The following is a 16,038-nucleotide window of genomic DNA, read 5'->3' as shown; positions in this document are numbered from 1 at the left end:
TTGCCAGCGATGAGGCCGGCACTTCCAGCATTTGTGTTGGCTGAGCTGACGCCATCGCTGCGATGCGGCGTTCCGACAAGCCAGCTCCCACAGGTTTTTGTGGTGTTTTGAGCTACAACGACAATCCTTTGAAATGCGCCTGCAAAAACTCCACACACGCGCGCAACTTCCCCGAATGCGCCAGCCGTGTCGGGTACACCGCCCAGACATTGGCGCTCTGGCTGTAATCGTCCAGCACCTGCACCAAGCGTCCTTGCTCCAGTAGCGGTTTCACATCCCACAGTGAGCGCAACAACACCCCACGCCCGTCGAGTGCCCACTGCAAAACAATCTCGCCGTTGTTGGACGACAACGGCCCGCTGACCCGCACGCTCTCTTGCCCGCCGTCGCGATCCAGATGCCAGATACCGAAGGCGTTGTCGCGTTCCTTGATCACCAGGCAATCGTGCTGTTGCAATTCGTCCAGCGTCTGCGGCGTGCCGCGAGTTTGCAGATAACCGGGGGCGGCGCACAGCACTCGGCGGTTACTGACCAGACACCGGCCGATGTGCTGGCCCGGAATGTCATCGCCAACGCGGATCTCCAGGTCGAAGCCTTCGTTGATGATGTCCACCACCCGGTCGAACAGGTCGAGGCGAATCTCCAGGTCTGGATAACGTTCGGCCAGCAGCGACACCGCCGGCGCCACATGATTGCGACCGAAACCGAAACTGCTGCAGAGGTGCAAGCGCCCACGCGGGCTGTCGTGGGCGTCGGACAGTTCGTCGTGCAGTTGCTGGAAGTCATCGAGAATGCGCAACGCCCAGCGCTGCACCCGTTCGCCGTCCTCGGTCAGCGAGACGCGACGACTGGTGCGGTGCAGCAGGCGAGTGCCAAGGGTGGTTTCAAGAATCTGGATGCGTTTGCTGACATAGGCCGGCGACAGGCCGAGTTCATCCGCTGCGGCGGCAAAGCCGTTCTTGCGGATCACGGTGAGTAGCACGCGCAAGTCTTCGGGCAGGGGCACGCTGTCTTTCTTCTGTGGCATGTCAAAACGAACACTGGCGGCAGAAGCCGCCAGCATAGCACCGAGATCCGGCGGCTCGGCTCAGCGCAAAAAGGCCAGTGCTTCGCCAAGCAACAGTTCAGGGACTTCTTCGGCAAGGTAATGGCCGGCGGGCAATGCCTGAGCGCTGACGTCAGTCGCCACGTGTTGCCATTCCTTGAGCGGATCGAAGCAACGGCCGACGGTGCCTTCGGCGCCCCACAACACGCGCAGCGGCAGACTCAGGTGATGCCCGGCAGCGATGTCGGCGCGGTCGTGCTCAAGATCGATGCCGGCGCTGGCGCGATAGTCTTCGCAGATGCCACGGGCGCTGCCCGGTTGTTGCAGGCAGCGCAGGTATTCGCCGAAGGCTGCATCGGTAAACGGCTTGAGCCCGGCGCTGCGGCTGCCCATGACGCTGCGCAGATAACCTTCGGGATTGGCTTCGAGCAAGGTTTCCGGCAATGGCGCCGGGCGGATCAGGAAGAACCAGTGCCAATACGCGCGAGCAAAGGCTTCGTTGGTTTGCGCGTACATCGACAGGGTTGGCGCGATGTCGAGCAGCATCATCCGTTGCACGGCATCCGGGTGATCGAGGGCGAGGCGATGGGCGACCCGCGCGCCACGGTCGTGAGCGAGAATCGAAAACTGCTCGAAGCCCAGCGCCTGCATCAACTCGACATTGTCGCGGGCCATTTCGCGTTTCGAGTAATTAACGTGCAGCTCATCGGCGGCCGGGCGACTGCTGTCGCCGTAACCGCGCAGGTCGGCGGCGACCACGCTGAAGTGTTCGGCCAGTTGTTCGGCAATCTTGTGCCAGATCACGTGGGTCTGCGGGTGCCCGTGCAACAGCAACAGGCCCGGGCCGCTGCCGCCGAGGCGGTAGGCAATGTCGACGCCGTTGACGTGGCGCTGGTCTTTGCGGAATCCGGCAAACATCGGGCTGATCCTTTTTCAGGGTTCTGGTTGGCTGCATCCTGAAATCGTCCGGCGTTTGCGGCAAGGGGCAAAGCGTGGTGGGCCGGTTCATGAAGTGTGATGGGTGTTGATAGTTATGGCCTCATCGCGAGCAGGCGAAGGCCTACAGTTGAAATGCGTTCCCCTGTAGGCCTTCGCCTGCTCGCGATAGCGCCATTGCAGACACTGCAACTCTCAACCCTGACTAAACATCTCCATCGCCCGCTGCTTGATCTGCTCTTCAGTCAGATCTTCCTTGCGCGAGGCGAGAAACCACAGATGCCCATACGGATCCTTCAACGTCCCGCTGCGATCACCGTAAAACTGGTCCTTGACCTCCGACACCGCCTTCGCTCCGGCATCCAGCGCTCGCTGAAAGGACTTGTCGACATCGGTCACATACAGATGCAAACCAACTGACACGGCTTGATCAGGATTACTCAACGGCCCCTGATCACAGGGCGAACCGAGCATGATCGCGCTGTCGCCGATGCGCAGTTCGGCGTGGCCGATGCCGCCGTCAGGCATGGCCAGACGCATGACCTCGGTGGCGCCGAAGGCTGTTTTATAGAAGTCGATGGCCTCGGCGGCTTTGTGGATGCCGAGATACGGGGTAATGCTGTGATACCCCTCGGGAATGGGTTTGACGCTCATGACGTTCTCCCTGAATTGTTGTTCTATGGGACAGGACTCCACCGAATTTGTGGAAGATTCACTATAGAACCGTCCTCGCCGTGCAGACTTTTGCCCGACGAGCAGTCAATCCTTTGGAAAATGCGGGCCAGGCCCTTGTTCGCCGAGTACATCGCCCTGATTGCGCAGCGGACAGGCCTCCATCGACAAACAGCCACAACCGATGCAGCCATTGAGCCGATCGCGCAGCAGCGTCAGTTGCTCGATCCGCGCGTCCAGTTCCTGTCGCCATTGCTGTGAGAGGATTTTCCAGTCTGCCGCGCTGGGCGCACGATCCTCCGGGAGGATTTTCAATGCCTCGCCAATTTCCGCCAGCGGAATCCCCAGCCGCTGCGCGACTTTGATCAACGCTACGCGGCGCAGTACTTCGCGCGGATAGCGCCGCTGATTGCCGGCATTGCGCTGGCTCTTGATCAGGCCTTTGGATTCATAAAAGTGCAGGGCGGTGACGGCCACGCCACTGCGCGCTGCGACTTCACCAACCGTTAACTGTTTGTGCACATTTTCTTTGCTGATCATTTGAAGACAGCTCTTGACCTTGACTTAACTAGAGGTTTTACCCTGCAGGTCTTCGAGTCGCAAGGCTTGTCTTACGCTGAGTGGGGGCATTCCATGAACAACCGCAGTTTTACCCAATTGATCGAATTCGAAATCGAACCACGCCAACAACCCGCCTTGGTCACTGCACTATCAATGCAAACCGAGCGCCTGGCGCAACGTTATGCCGGTTTTGTCAGCGCCAGTGTGCAGGCCAGCGATGACGGCCGGCGCGTGCTGAGTTTCCTCCAATGGCAGTCCCGCGAGGCGGGTGAAGCGGCATTTCGCAGCTTCGAAAGCGGCGAGCAGGACTTCTGGCAACTGATTCACACCCATCAGGCGAAAACCGTCACCTTCAACTCGTTTCAGGTGCTGAGCAGCATCGCCCGCAGTCACGACGATGCGCTGCATTGCCACCTGGTCGGCTAGATCGACAACTGGATCAGGCGTTCGCCCTGCAGATTCTCCGTGAGCCGCCGCTTGTTTACCGCCAGTTCGCCGATCTTGATCAGTCGCGTGCGGGTGACGTTGCGGCTCAGACCGAGCAACGCGGCGGTGTGCACCTGGTTGTAATGGCAGAAGCGATACGCCGCGCGCAGCAAAGCGTCTTCGACTTTTTCGTGCAGCGCGCCGGCCTGTTGCGCGAAGAGTTTTTGAAAGGCCTGTTCCAGTAAGGCCTCCGGTGAATCATCGGCACTGCTGTGATGATCGTCCGGGCGTTCGATGCGCAGGTTCGACAGACGCAAATCATCGCGTTCGATCACGCCGTTGCGGCAGATCAGCAAGGTGTGATGGATGACGTTCTCCAGCTCGCGAATATTGCCCGGCCAACTGTAAGCGCGCAGTTTGTGTTCGGCGCCGGGGCTGATGCTGACCCGCCCGTAACCGAGGCGCTGGCTGTAGGCCTCGATGAAATGGCGGGTCAGCGGCAGTATGTCGCCAGGACGCTCGCGCAACGGGCTCAGTTCCAGATTGACCACGTTGAGGCGGTAATACAGATCCTCGCGGAAATGACCGGCATTGATGGCTTTTTCCAGCTGCACATTGGTCGCCGCCAGTACCCGTACATCGATGGGAATGCTTTTGCGCGAGCCCAGTCGCACCACTTCGCGTTCCTGCAAAACGCGCAGCAACTTCACCTGAATCGCCATCGGCAGATCGCCGATCTCATCGAGAAACAAGGTGCCACCATCCGCTTCCTCGAACCATCCGGCCTTGGCGCTCAGCGCGCCGGTGAACGCGCCTTTTTCATGACCGAACAACTCCGCTTCCACCAGTGATTCGGAAAACGCCCCGCAATTGACCGCGATAAACGGCCGATGACGGCGATTGCTGAGGTTATGAATATGCCGCGCTACCAGTTCTTTGCCGGTACCGGTCTCGCCGATGATCAGCACACTCGCTTCACTCGGCGCAACCTGCTGTAAATGTGCGAGCAGGGCCTGGGACTTCGGGTCCTCGAACACCTGCGCAGTGGCGCGGATCGACGTGGCGAGCGCGGGGGAGGGCGGTAGGGTCAGCAGTTGCATGGGCTCGTCCTTCTTTTTAGTTCAAATGCAGGCAGGTCAGGAATAGAAGGTCGGCACCGGCAGCGACTGATTCAGCGCCCAGTCGCCCAACTCATGGAGTTTGTAGTCCAGCGGGTCGTGCAGGGTTTGCGTGCGCAGGTTGCGCCAGTGGCGATCGAGGCGCAGGGACGCGTGAGTGGAGCGCGCGCCGGTCACTTCGAACAAACGGCTGCAAATCTCCAGGCCCTGACGGCTGGCGGCAACTTTCGCGGTGGCAATCGCTGTCGCGACTTGGCCGCGTTCTTCGGCGCTGAGGTTCGCGCCTTTGGCCCAGGCCTCATCGAGCAACGCCGCCGCGCGTTCGACCAACAGGCGGATGCCTTCCAGCGCCACCCAGAACTCGCCGTAATGGGCGAGCACGTACGGATCTTCACGCACATCGCGCGCCGAGGACTTATGCCAGAGCCGGGTTTCGCTGAGGGTGTATTGCCGCGCCTCCTCGAAAGCGCCTTCGGCAATTCCGAGAAACATATGCGTGAAGGTCAGCTGCGCGATTAGCGGTCGCAAGCACGCAAACGGCGTGCTCAGCGGGCCGGGATCGAGCAGCAGTTCCGACTCTTCGACCCGGACCCGTTCAAACGTGGCGCTGCCGCTGTCGGTCTGACGCTGGCCGATATTGTTCCAGTCGTTGTGCAGGGTGATGCCACTGCGGCCGCTGGGAATCGCCGCGATCAGCAATTTGCCGCCGGCACTTTCATCGACCGCCGAAGCGATCAGCATTTGTGAATCACTGGCGCCGGAGCAGAAGCTTTTCTTCCCGGAAAACTCGCGCCAGCCACCGAGGTCCTTGACCACGGTACGGGTGTCGAGCGGGTTCAGTGCGTTGCCCCAGAACCAGTTCTGCCGCGCGGTCTGTTCGAACCACGGCTGCCATTGTTCCGGCCGGGAAAACAGGCGCACGGTGGCGAGCATCAAATGATGGAAACCGAAGACGTGAGCAATCGAGCTGTCGACCTTGGCGAACTCGCGAACGACCTGCAGGGTTTCGCTCCAGCTTGCGCCGAGGCCGCCGTAGCGGGTGGGAATGCTCAGGGCCAGCAGGCCGCTGTCGCGCAGGGCATCGCGCTCGGCCTTCGGTGTGCCGCCACGTTCGTCGCGTTCGACGGCGGTCAGGGCAAATTCGGCGGCCAGTTGGCGGGCGGTTTGCAACGGGGATAACAAAGTACTTTGCGGTTTGGCGGTCACACCAACACTCCTGAATTTGTACTGCCCTTGTAGGAGCTGCCGCAGGCTCGGGCCGCGATCGGACGATCTTTTGATCTGGTTTTTAGAAAATCAAAGTCAAAAGATCGTCCGATCGCGGCCCGAGCCTGCGGCAGCTCCTACACAAGAGATCCGGTTTAGGCGGAGGCTTTTGTGGGCAACACATCATTGGCAATCATTTCGCCAAACGGCCCGGTCAGATTGGTCACGCCACGCCCGGCCAGACTCGCATAAGGCTCGGGCAACAGCGGGAACACCAGCTCGGCAAAGCGGTAAGCCTCTTCCAGATGCGGGTAACCGGAGAAGATGAAACTCTCGATGCCCAGATCTGCGTATTCCTTGATCCGCGCCGCCACTTGCTGCGGATCACCGACCAATGCCGTACCGGCACCGCCGCGCACCAGACCGACGCCGGCCCACAGGTTCGGGGCGATTTCGAGGTTGTCGCGACGGCCATCGTGCAATGCGGCCATGCGCCGCTGACCCTCGGAGTCGAAGCGCGAAAAGGATTTCTGCGCCGCTTCAATGGTTTCGTCGCTGATGTGTTCGATCAGTTTGTCGGCGGCTTTCCAGGCCTCTTCGGCGGTCTCGCGCACGATCACATGCAGGCGGATGCCGAACTTCACCTTGCGCCCATGCCGCGCCGCGCGTTCGCGCACGTCGGCGAGTTTTTCCGCGACGGCGGCCGGTGGTTCGCCCCAGGTCAGATAGACGTCAACTTGTTCGGCGGCCAGATCATGCGCGGCATCGGATGAACCACCGAAATACAGCGGCGGATAGGGTTTCTGCACTGGCGGATACAGCGCTTTGGCGTTCTGCACCTTCAGGTGCTTGCCGTCGAAATCCACCGCTTCGCCTTGCAACACGCGACGCCAGATCTTCAGGAATTCATCGGTGACTTCATAGCGCTCGGCGTGGCTGAGGAAACTGCCGTCGCCACGGTTCTCGTCCGGATCGCCGCCGGTCACCACGTTGATCAGCAAGCGCCCGTTGGACAGCCGATCAAGCGTCGCAGCCATGCGCGCCGAGACTGTCGGCGAGATGATCCCCGGACGGATCGCCACCAGATAACGCAGGCGTTCAGTCAGCGGCACCAGCGCCGAGGCGATCACCCACGAGTCTTCGCAGGAGCGCCCGGTGGGAATCAGCACGCCGTGGTAGCCGAGACTGTCAGCGGCCTGCGCCACCTGTTTCAGATAATTGAGAGTGACCGGGCGCGCGCCTTGAGTGGTGCCCAGATAGTGGCCATCGCCGTGGGTCGGCAGGAACCAGAAAACATCCATGAACGGCTCCTCAGGCGATTTTCAGCAAGGGTTTGATTTGTGTGGCGAACAGCGGCGCCGCGCGTTCGGCGGCGAGGCGGATGCGCGCCTTCAACAGTTCGCTGGTGATCTGGTAATCGGCGAAGTCGGCTTCGGTGGCGTACACGCCGATCGGCAAGGTCATGGCTTGGAAGAAGCTGAACAGCGGGCGCAACTGGTGATCGAGGACCAGCGCATGACGTTCGCTGCCGCCGGTAGCAGCGAGCAGCACCGGGGTGTCGATCAGGGCGTTGAGGTCGATCAGGTCGAACAGATGCTTGAGCAGACCCGGGTAGGAACCGCGATAAACCGGCGCGGCAACAATCAGCAGATCGGCCTGCTCGATGGCCTGCAACTCGGCTTCAACTTCCGCACTGAGTTCCTGACGCGATAGCGCAGCGCCGAGCGGACGAGCGATATCACCGAGTTCGATCAAATGGCTTTCGATGGTCAGGTGCCCAGCCAGTTCGGCGAGCAAGGCCTGGGTCAGCACCAGAGTACGGGACGGACGCCAGGTGCCGCCGGAGAGGGCGACGACTTTCAGGGGACGCGACATGATCAGTTCCTTTTTTCAACAGTTGCTCAGCGAGCAGTGAATGAGTCACCGGGTCTGAGCAAGCGCTGTACCAATTCCTGGAAGCCCCGGTTTACAGGGCGTTGAGCGTTAGAGTGGCGGTCGCCCCTGTGAGTAGCGAGGCGCTTTGTTGAATCGGTGTTGACTGAGCAACAGTTGCTGGAGCAACAGTGCTCAGCGCATGGATGGAGTTATAAAGGCTGTTTGTTATTCCGTAAAAGAACGTTAATCGATATTTATAGATCGTTAAGAGATATGCGGCAGTTTGTGTCGATTTCCTGATAGCCACTATTGAGAGCGTTGATTTCTGCGCGGGCGTGCCGGGGCGTAGCCTTTGTCCATCGACTCCCCATTGCTCGCCAGGACGCTCCCATGAATCGTTTACTGACCGTTTCGCTGTTGCTCGCTGTCTCTGTACTCGCCGGTTGTGCCGGACACGTTTCGCCGGAACTGCGCCCTTATACTGATGAAGAATCCCGCGAATTGGCGATGGAAGCGCTCAATCGCAGCGGCCTGTCCTTCGACGAATACCACGCGAAAAAAGCGCAATTACTCGGTCAGACCCAGTTCGACAAAAAAGCTGAAATGAGTGCCGAACGTGCCGTACAGCTGCACGGTCGCCCAAGCTGAAAGCAAACTGTACTGCTCGAAGTTTTACCCAACTGTCCGTGGGCTTGCCGGGCGGTGTGGGATAGGGTCAACACCTGAATGACCCTGATGGATTGCCTGCCATGACCCTCTCGCTTGACCTGCTGTTGGGCTTTGCCCTGTTTGCCCTTGTCACCTCGATTACGCCGGGGCCGAACAACACCATGTTGCTGGCATCGGGGGTTAACTTCGGCTTCAACCGCACCATCCCGCATATGCTCGGAATTACCTGTGGCTTTTTCGTTCTGGTGGTGGCCGTGGGCTTTGGCCTCGGCGCGGTGTTTCAGAGCTATCCGATTCTTTATACGGTTCTGCGCTATGTCGGCGCGGCGTATCTGCTGTATCTGGCGTGGAAAATCGCTCACTCGGGACCGGTCGGTGACAGCGCCGCAGGCGAGGCGAAGCCGATCAGCTACCTTGGCGCCGCCGCGTTTCAGTGGGTCAATCCCAAGGCGTGGATCATGGCCATCGGCGCCATCAGCACCTACACGCCGATGCAGGGCTATTTCACCAATGTGGTGGTGATTGCTGCGGTATTCGCCATCATTAACCTGCCGAGCGTCGGCGTCTGGGCAGCTTGCGGTACGTTGTTGCGCAATGTCTTGAAGGATCCGCGCTGGTTGCGCGTGTTCAACTGGGGCATGGCCGCACTGCTGGTGATTTCGCTGTACCCGTTACTTCTCGAAAGCTTTAGCTGACGCATCGCTTCAACCGCAGGCCGGATGCCTGTTAAGCTCGACTTCAGGAGCGTTCCTACGCACTTTGAATGAAGTTGTTCTTCTTTAACGGCATCCGATCAGGTATTGATGACGCTCTCGAACCGACGCGCAGCTCACAAGGCTGCGCCGTACCGTTTGCAGACACGAGCCTCCTGATCCCGGAACACGCTCTGCGAGTCTTTTATGAACACACGTCCGTTGTATTTCGATTACGCCGCCACGACCCCGGTGGACGAGCGGGTCATCCAGGTGATGATCGAGTGTCTGGGGTTTCACGGTAACTTTGGCAACCCGGCTTCCAGCTCCCACGCGTTCGGCCAGCAGGCCCGACACACGGTCGAGCAGGCCCGCCGGCAGGTCGCCGAACTGGTCGGCGCCAATGCTGAGCAGATCGTCTGGACCTCCGGTGCCACCGAGTCCAACAACCTTGCCCTTAAAGGTGTGGCCCAGGCGCGCGGCGTGTCCGGCGGCCATATCATTACCAGCCAGATCGAACACAAAGCCATCCTCGATACCGCCCGCCAGTTGCAGGACGCCGGCATCGCCGTGACCTATCTGGTGCCGGACGCCGATGGCCTGATCACCCCGCAAGCGGTCAGCGAAGCCATGCGCGACGACACCTTTCTGGTGTCGCTGATGCTGGTCAACAACGAGTTGGGCACCGTCAATGATGTTCAAGCGATTGGCGAAGTGGTGCGCAGTCGCGAGGCGTTGTTCCATGTCGACGCGGCGCAAGGCGCCGGCAAAGTGGCCATCGATCTGGGGCAATGGCCGGTGGATCTGATGTCGTTTTCGGCGCACAAACTTTACGGTCCCAAAGGCATCGGCGCGTTGTACGTCGGCCCGCGGGCACAGCAGCGGTTGCAGGCGCAGATTCACGGCGGCGGTCACGAAGGTGGTTTGCGCTCCGGAACCTTGGCGACGCACCAGATTGCCGGGATGGGCGCAGCATTTGCCTTGGCCGCCGAGGCGTTCGATGTCGAGAAAAAAACCATCGTCGCACTGCGCGAACGCTTGCTCGAACAACTGCTGAGCCTGCCGGGCGTGCGCCTGAATGGTTGTGCCACTCAGCGCATTCCGCACACCTTGAGCCTGACCTTCAGCGAAGGCGAATTCAACAGCGCGGCGTTGAGCCATTCGCTTGCTTTCTCCGCGACCTCGGCTTGCAACTCCGCCAGTAACACGCCATCCCACGTGCTGTTGGCGCTGGGGCATGACGCGCATCTGGCCGGACGCACCATTCGCTTGAGCCTCGGCCGTTTTACCACCGCCGAGGACATCGACAAGGCCGTCGAACTGATCAAGACCGCCTGCGCCAGTGCTCCGGCATTCTGGGCGACAGGGCTTTAAACGAGCCGATTTAACGGCGACGAACAATAACGATGAAGTGATTAGCAGGAGACATGATGAGTACCCAGACCTCGACCGAAGGATCGGTGCCCCAGCGCCTGGCGCACACCCGTGAACTGATGCGCCGCGAAGGCATTCATGCGCTGTTGGTGCCGTCCGCCGACCCGCATTTGTCGGAATATCTGCCGGGTTACTGGCAGGGTCGGCAGTGGTTGTCGGGCTTCCATGGTTCGGTCGGGACGTTGATTGTCACCGCTGATTTCGCCGGCGTCTGGGCCGACAGTCGTTACTGGGAGCAGGCGAGCAAAGAACTCAAGGGCAGCGGCATCGAACTGGTCAAGTTGCAACCGGGTCAACCGAGCCCGCTGGACTGGCTTGCCGAGCAGACACCGGAAGGTGGTGTGGTCGCGGTTGACGGTGCGGTGATGGCCGTGTCTTCGGCGCGTACCCTGAGCAGCAAACTGGAAGCACGCGGCGCACGTCTGCGCACCGACATTGATCTGCTGCAAGAAGTCTGGCGCGATCGCCCGAGCCTGCCGAACGCACCGATCTATCAGCATCTGCCACCGCAAGCGACGGTCAGCCGTGGCGAGAAACTGGCCAAGCTACGCGAAACCCTGCAAGAGCGCGGCGCTGACTGGCATTTCATCGCCACCCTCGACGACATTGCCTGGTTGTTCAACTTGCGCGGCGGCGATGTGTCGTTCAACCCGGTGTTTGTTTCGTTTGCGTTGATCGGTCAGCAGCAGGCCACGTTGTTCGTAGCGTTAAGCAAGGTCGATGCAGATTTGCGCTCGGTGCTTGAGACGGACGGCGTGACGTTGCGTGATTACAGCGAAGTCGCTGATGCCCTGCGTGCCGTGCCGAGTGGCGCGAGTTTGTTGGTTGATCCGGCGCGCGTTACCAGCGGTTTGCTGGATAACCTCGACAGCACGGTGAAGCTGGTCGAAGGCCTGAACCCGACCACGTTGGCCAAGTCGCAGAAAAGTGAAGCGGACGCTGCACATATCCGCAAAGCGATGGAGCAGGATGGCGCGGCGCTGTGCGAGTTTTTCGCCTGGCTGGAATCGGCTTGGGGGCGCGAGCGCATTACCGAACTGACCATCGACGAAAAACTCACCGCTGCCCGTGAGCGTCGTCCGGATTATGTCTCGCTGAGTTTCAACACCATTGCCGCGTTCAACGCCAATGGCGCCATGCCGCATTACCACGCCACCGAAGAAGAACACGCGGTAATCGAAGGCGACGGCTTGCTGCTGATCGACTCGGGTGGTCAATACCTGGGCGGCACCACGGACATCACGCGAATGGTGCCGGTTGGTACGCCGAGCGAAGAGCAGAAGCGCGATTGCACGCGCGTGTTGAAGGGCGTGATTGCCCTGTCGCGCGCGCAGTTCCCGAAAGGCATTCTCTCGCCGCTGCTCGATGCTATTGCCCGTGCGCCGATCTGGGCCGAAAGCGTCGATTACGGTCACGGCACCGGTCATGGCGTTGGCTACTTCCTCAACGTCCATGAAGGTCCACAGGTGATCGCTTATCAGGCCGCGCCTGCACCGCAGACGGCCATGCAGCCGGGGATGATTACTTCGATCGAGCCAGGCACCTACCGTCCGGGTCGTTGGGGCGTGCGGATCGAGAACCTGGCGATGAACCGCGAGGCGGGCAGCAGCGAATTCGGAGAATTCCTCAAGTTTGAAACCTTGACGCTGTGCCCGATCGACACGCGTTGCCTGCTGCCGGCGTTGCTGACTGAAGAAGAGAAACAGTGGTTCAACGCCTACCACGCGCAAGTGCGTGAGCGCTTGAGTCCATTGCTTGAGGGTGCGGCGCTGGAATGGCTGAACACCCGTACTGCGGCGATCTGATCGGCTGGGATTCAGGCGCTGTGTTCAGCGCCTGAATGATCGTTTAGCCTTGGCGCAAGGCTTCCGCAACGAAGTCCAGCCGATCCTGGCCGAAGAACAGTTGATCGCCGATAAACATGCTGGGTGCTCCGAAAACACCACGTTTAACAGCGGTTTCGGTGTTCTCCTTAAGCGCTGCTTTGACGGATTCATCGTTGCTCAGCGCCAGTACTTCCTGCGGATCGAAACCGTGTTCGCTCAGCACAGTAGCGACAATCGCCGGTTCGTCGAGGCTGCGCCCTTCAACCCATAGCGCCGTGAACAGACAATCGATAAACGCCTGAAAGCGTGCTGGCTGACGCAACTGGATGCCGGTTACCGCACGCATCAACATCAGTGTGTTGATCGGGAAGTGCGGATTGAATTTCAGCGGCACCCCGTAGCGTTTTGCGTAGCGATCCAGATCCTCAAACATGTACCGACCCTTCGCCGGAATCATCGCCGGTGAAGCGTTGCCGGTTGCCTTGAAGACGCCACCGAGCAGCATCGGGATGTAGATCAGCTCGCTGTTGGTCTCGGCGCAAATCTTCGGTAACTGGGTGTAGGCCAGGTAGGTGGCAGGGCTGCCGAGGTCGAAATAGAACTCCACGGTTTTCGTCATTTTCGCGTCTCTGTCGTTATTGTTATGGCGGGGGGGCTTACCAGCGTTCGTTCCAGGGGCGCAGATCCAGCTCGAACGTCCAGGCATCCCGTGGCTGACTGTGCAGATACCAGTAGTTCTCGGCGATGTGCTCGGGATTGAGGATGCCGTCCTGATCTTTGGTGGCGTACTTCTCGGGGAAACTGTTGCGAATGAAATCGGTGTCGATCGCACCATCGACTACGACGTGGGCGACGTGGATGTTCATTGGCCCCAGTTCCCGCGCCATGCTTTGTGCCAGCGCGCGGATACCGTGTTTGGCTCCGGCGAAGGCGGCAAACCCGGATGCGCCGCGAAGTCCGGCGGTGGCACCGGTGAACAGGATAGTGCCGCGTTGGCGTGTGACCATGCGTTTGGCCACTTCACGGGCATTGAGGAACCCTGAGAAGCAGGCCATTTCCCAAATCTTGAAATACTTGCGTGCGGTTTCTTCAAGAATGCTGCATGGCACATTGGCGCCGATATTGAACACAAAAGCTTCGATCGGACCGAGGCGAGTCTCGATGTCTTCAATCAGAGCAATGACGTTTTCTTCTTTGCGCGCATCGCAGGCAAAACCGTGAGCTTCACCGCCTTCAGCCTTGATCGCGTCCACTAGCGGCTGCAATTTGTCGGCGCTGCGTCGGGTGACGCAGGCGATGAGTCCCTCTTTGGCAAAACGCTTTGCAATCGCTCCGCCCGTGGCATCGCCAGCGCCGACAACCAATATGACCTTCTTGTTATTCATGGGTGATTGCCTTTATTAAACGATCGTTAAGTGAACGAACGTTATGCTAGGATCCAGACAACGTCAAGGCAGTCGATTCGAGGGCAAATACATGCGTTACTCCGCCAGTCACAAGTTGGAAACACGGGAAAAGCTGCTGCAGAGCAGCGCGCTGTCAGCAAAGCGTTCCGGTTTTTCCACGGTGGGCGTTGATGGTTTGATGAAGGCTATCGGATTGAGCGGTGCGGCGTTCTACAGCCATTTCTCATCGAAAGATGCGTTGTTCACTGCCATCGTCGAACGCGAGTTGGGTCAAAGCCTTGAACGATTGGGGGGGGAGGGCACGCGGGATCGTGAGCGACTGGAGCGCTGTCTCAAGCACTACCTGAGCATGGCTCACGTAGAGCAACCTGAGGCCGGTTGCGCGTTGCCGGCGTTGGGCGCAGAAATTGCCCGATCGGATGTTCTGGTGCGCGAGCAGGCCGAGCTGTGGATTTGCCGGCTTCAGGAGCGTTGGGCACAGATTCTTGAGAGCGAGACCCTGGCGTGGTCGGTGCTGTCGCAATGCGTCGGGGCGTTGGTGGTGGCGCGTATGTTGGCCACACCGGACGTTCAGCAAGCGGTGCTGAAGTCCAGCCATGAAGAAATTGGCCGGCAGATTGCCGGGCAGCGCTGATCTATTTACAGATGACAATCATGCTGCGGCTGGTGTAGCCCGCAGGATTGAGACCGAACGGGTAATCGCCGGGTTCTTCCACGGCGTCACCGGATTTTGCGATGACCTTGTAGCCCTTCGGCAAGCAGGCATTGGCGGCACTGGCGTAGCACTTGTCCCAGGAGGACGATAGCCCTGAGCAGTTGATGTGCAGCCCTTTTTTCCCGCGTTTTACCTGAGTTTCCGAAGTCGCCGCACAACCTGCAACTGCCAGTATGGCGATCAGTATCAAAATTCGTTTCATTACCGTCCTTATAACGGCCACGAGTCTAATGCTCGGGTTTGCCTGTGTTCGCGTGCGCTCTAAGCTTTTGAAATCCCTGTCCGAAAAAATCCATGTCTGGCATTGGGTTACAGGTCTAAACATGGCCTAAATGCGCGTCAATTGCCAGACCTTCGTCGAATCCTCTTTCAATCAGCCGCGATGGCGGGTTTCGCAGCACTCCCCATGGTCATGGTTGCGCCGACGGATGCCAGAATAATGCACAGGATCGCCATCCATTGTGACAGTGTGAGGAATTCGTGCAGGAACAACAGGCCTGAGAGGGCTCCGAAGGCCGGTTCGATACTCATCAATGTGCCGAAAGTGCGTGCCGGGAGGCGGGTGAGGGCGACCATCTCCAGTGTATAGGGCAGGGCGGTGGACAGAATGGCGACGCCGATGGCAATCGGGATCAACGAAGGGGTCAATAGGGCTGAACCAGCATGCACGATGCCGATAGGGGCCACGAACAGCGCTGCGATCATTACCCCCAGAGCTGCCGTCGTTACACCGTTATCGGCGCCGGCCTTCTGACCGAACAGAATGTATAGCGCCCAGCAGACACCGGCTCCCAGTGCATACCCGGCGCCCACCAGATCGATTCCGGCGCTGGTTGTGCCTGTTGGAATCAGCAGCATCAAGCCGGCGGCAGCCAGGGCAATCCAGAGAAAGTCGATGGCACGGCGGGAAGCAAGGATGGCTACGGCCAGTGGCCCGGTAAATTCGAGGGCGACGGCAATTCCCAACGGCACCGTTTGCAGTGACATATAGAAGAGGAAGTTCATGCCGCCCAATGCCATGCCGTAGACGAGGACTGTACGCAGTGATTTGGCGGTCAGCCTCGCGCGCCATGGACGCAGTATTAACAGCATGATCACGCTGGCGAAGATCAGCCGCAGCGTGGTGGTTCCCTGGGCGCCAACGATAGGGAACATGCTTTTGGCCAAAGAAGCTCCTGACTGGATCGACGCCATGGCTATTAATAGCAGGCCAACCGGAAACAGCATTGAGGCAAGAGAGCGTGGCTGGTCATTCATTACGTGGCATCGTCCAAGGTGAGAGCAAGGCATTATTATTGGTGTTGGGCAATATACTGCGCATTCGATCGAGTTACGTCTATATAGAAGAGTCCTTTTTCCCCGGATCGATAGAAAAGCGCAATTAACGCTTGACGACAGATTTCAGATGTCTATAATTCGCCCCACTTCCGGCGCAGACGAAACGGAAAACTCCTTGA

General features: G+C 59.5%; 18 protein-coding genes. 6 read left to right on the top strand and 12 right to left on the bottom strand.

Annotated features, from left to right (window positions below; translation table 11 throughout):
- Nucleotides 1-112 precede the first annotated feature (112 nt).
- From PMI23_RS06925 to soxR, 4 genes are all read right to left on the bottom strand, one after another.
- Entirely contained in the window at nt 113-1,063 is a 951-nt protein-coding gene (locus tag PMI23_RS06925) for a LysR substrate-binding domain-containing protein (protein WP_007917727.1), read from the bottom strand.
- A gap of 24 nt (nt 1,064-1,087) precedes the next feature.
- On the bottom strand, nt 1,088-1,963 hold the full coding sequence (locus PMI23_RS06920) for an alpha/beta hydrolase (RefSeq protein WP_007917728.1): 876 nt from the start codon (nt 1,961-1,963) through the stop codon (nt 1,088-1,090).
- 213 nt (nt 1,964-2,176) lie between these two features.
- A complete protein-coding gene (locus tag PMI23_RS06915) occupies nt 2,177-2,635 on the bottom strand; it encodes a VOC family protein (RefSeq protein WP_007917729.1) in 459 nt (152 codons plus the stop codon).
- A gap of 105 nt (nt 2,636-2,740) precedes the next feature.
- Nucleotides 2,741-3,193 (bottom strand): redox-sensitive transcriptional activator SoxR, encoded by a 453-nt coding sequence (gene soxR, locus PMI23_RS06910; RefSeq protein WP_007917730.1) that lies wholly within the window; start codon nt 3,191-3,193, stop codon nt 2,741-2,743.
- Nucleotides 3,194-3,286: 93 nt separating this feature from the next.
- Here soxR and PMI23_RS06905 point away from each other — a divergent pair, with 93 nt between their 5' ends.
- Nucleotides 3,287-3,640 (top strand): antibiotic biosynthesis monooxygenase, encoded by a 354-nt coding sequence (locus PMI23_RS06905; protein ID WP_007917731.1) that lies wholly within the window; start codon nt 3,287-3,289, stop codon nt 3,638-3,640.
- Here PMI23_RS06905 and PMI23_RS06900 read toward each other — a convergent pair.
- The 4 genes from PMI23_RS06900 to msuE all read right to left on the bottom strand — a co-directional run bounded on the left by PMI23_RS06900 (nt 3,637) and on the right by msuE (nt 7,839).
- Complete coding sequence (locus tag PMI23_RS06900) at nt 3,637-4,740, bottom strand: sigma-54 interaction domain-containing protein (protein WP_007917735.1); 1,104 nt, start codon at nt 4,738-4,740, stop codon at nt 3,637-3,639. The genes PMI23_RS06905 and PMI23_RS06900 overlap by 4 nt on opposite strands.
- A 36-nt stretch (nt 4,741-4,776) precedes the next feature.
- Nucleotides 4,777-5,964, bottom strand: a complete 1,188-nt coding sequence (locus PMI23_RS06895; RefSeq protein WP_007949712.1) for an acyl-CoA dehydrogenase family protein — start codon at nt 5,962-5,964, stop codon at nt 4,777-4,779.
- 155 nt (nt 5,965-6,119) lie between these two features.
- Nucleotides 6,120-7,265 (bottom strand): FMNH2-dependent alkanesulfonate monooxygenase, encoded by a 1,146-nt coding sequence (gene ssuD, locus PMI23_RS06890; protein WP_007949711.1) that lies wholly within the window; start codon nt 7,263-7,265, stop codon nt 6,120-6,122.
- 10 nt (nt 7,266-7,275) lie between these two features.
- Nucleotides 7,276-7,839 carry an FMN reductase gene (gene msuE, locus PMI23_RS06885; protein ID WP_007917546.1) on the bottom strand — a complete coding sequence of 188 codons (564 nt, stop codon included), beginning with the start codon at nt 7,837-7,839 and terminating at the stop codon, nt 7,276-7,278.
- A 390-nt stretch (nt 7,840-8,229) separates the two neighbouring features.
- Between msuE and PMI23_RS06880 the strand changes: the two genes are divergently transcribed.
- The 4 genes from PMI23_RS06880 (at nt 8,230) to PMI23_RS06865 (ending at nt 12,439) form a co-directional block, all read left to right on the top strand.
- A complete protein-coding gene (locus tag PMI23_RS06880; RefSeq protein WP_007917547.1) occupies nt 8,230-8,487 on the top strand; it encodes a hypothetical protein in 258 nt (85 codons plus the stop codon).
- Between the two features lie 101 nt (nt 8,488-8,588).
- On the top strand, nt 8,589-9,203 hold the full coding sequence (locus PMI23_RS06875) for a LysE family translocator (protein ID WP_007917549.1): 615 nt from the start codon (nt 8,589-8,591) through the stop codon (nt 9,201-9,203).
- Between the two features lie 204 nt (nt 9,204-9,407).
- Nucleotides 9,408-10,574: an aminotransferase class V-fold PLP-dependent enzyme gene (locus tag PMI23_RS06870; protein WP_007917551.1), complete on the top strand. Its 1,167-nt coding sequence runs from the start codon at nt 9,408-9,410 to the stop codon at nt 10,572-10,574.
- A 56-nt stretch (nt 10,575-10,630) separates the two neighbouring features.
- Nucleotides 10,631-12,439, top strand: coding sequence for an aminopeptidase P family protein (locus PMI23_RS06865; protein ID WP_007917553.1), 1,809 nt, complete (start codon nt 10,631-10,633; stop codon nt 12,437-12,439).
- A gap of 43 nt (nt 12,440-12,482) precedes the next feature.
- Here PMI23_RS06865 and PMI23_RS06860 read toward each other — a convergent pair whose 3' ends face one another.
- The gene (locus tag PMI23_RS06860; protein ID WP_007917555.1) at nt 12,483-13,079 is read right to left on the bottom strand and encodes a 2-hydroxychromene-2-carboxylate isomerase; all 597 of its coding nucleotides are present in this window, start codon (nt 13,077-13,079) and stop codon (nt 12,483-12,485) included.
- A gap of 37 nt (nt 13,080-13,116) precedes the next feature.
- The gene (locus PMI23_RS06855) at nt 13,117-13,845 is read right to left on the bottom strand and encodes an SDR family oxidoreductase (RefSeq protein WP_007917557.1); all 729 of its coding nucleotides are present in this window, start codon (nt 13,843-13,845) and stop codon (nt 13,117-13,119) included.
- Between the two features lie 91 nt (nt 13,846-13,936).
- Here PMI23_RS06855 and PMI23_RS06850 point away from each other — a divergent pair, with 91 nt between their 5' ends.
- Nucleotides 13,937-14,500 (top strand): TetR/AcrR family transcriptional regulator, encoded by a 564-nt coding sequence (locus tag PMI23_RS06850; RefSeq protein WP_007917559.1) that lies wholly within the window; start codon nt 13,937-13,939, stop codon nt 14,498-14,500.
- 1 nt (nt 14,501) lies between these two features.
- Here PMI23_RS06850 and PMI23_RS06845 read toward each other — a convergent pair whose 3' ends face one another.
- On the bottom strand, nt 14,502-14,783 hold the full coding sequence (locus tag PMI23_RS06845) for a hypothetical protein (RefSeq protein WP_007917561.1): 282 nt from the start codon (nt 14,781-14,783) through the stop codon (nt 14,502-14,504).
- A 167-nt stretch (nt 14,784-14,950) separates the two neighbouring features.
- Nucleotides 14,951-15,838, bottom strand: coding sequence for a threonine/homoserine exporter RhtA (rhtA, locus tag PMI23_RS06840; protein WP_042704914.1), 888 nt, complete (start codon nt 15,836-15,838; stop codon nt 14,951-14,953).
- Nucleotides 15,839-16,038 lie beyond the last annotated feature (200 nt).

This window comes from Pseudomonas sp. GM24 (assembly GCF_000282235.1).
Lineage (GTDB): Bacteria > Pseudomonadota > Gammaproteobacteria > Pseudomonadales > Pseudomonadaceae > Aquipseudomonas.
The sequence above is the reverse complement of the archived record's forward strand: the minus strand, read 5'-3'. Positions and strand labels throughout refer to the sequence as shown.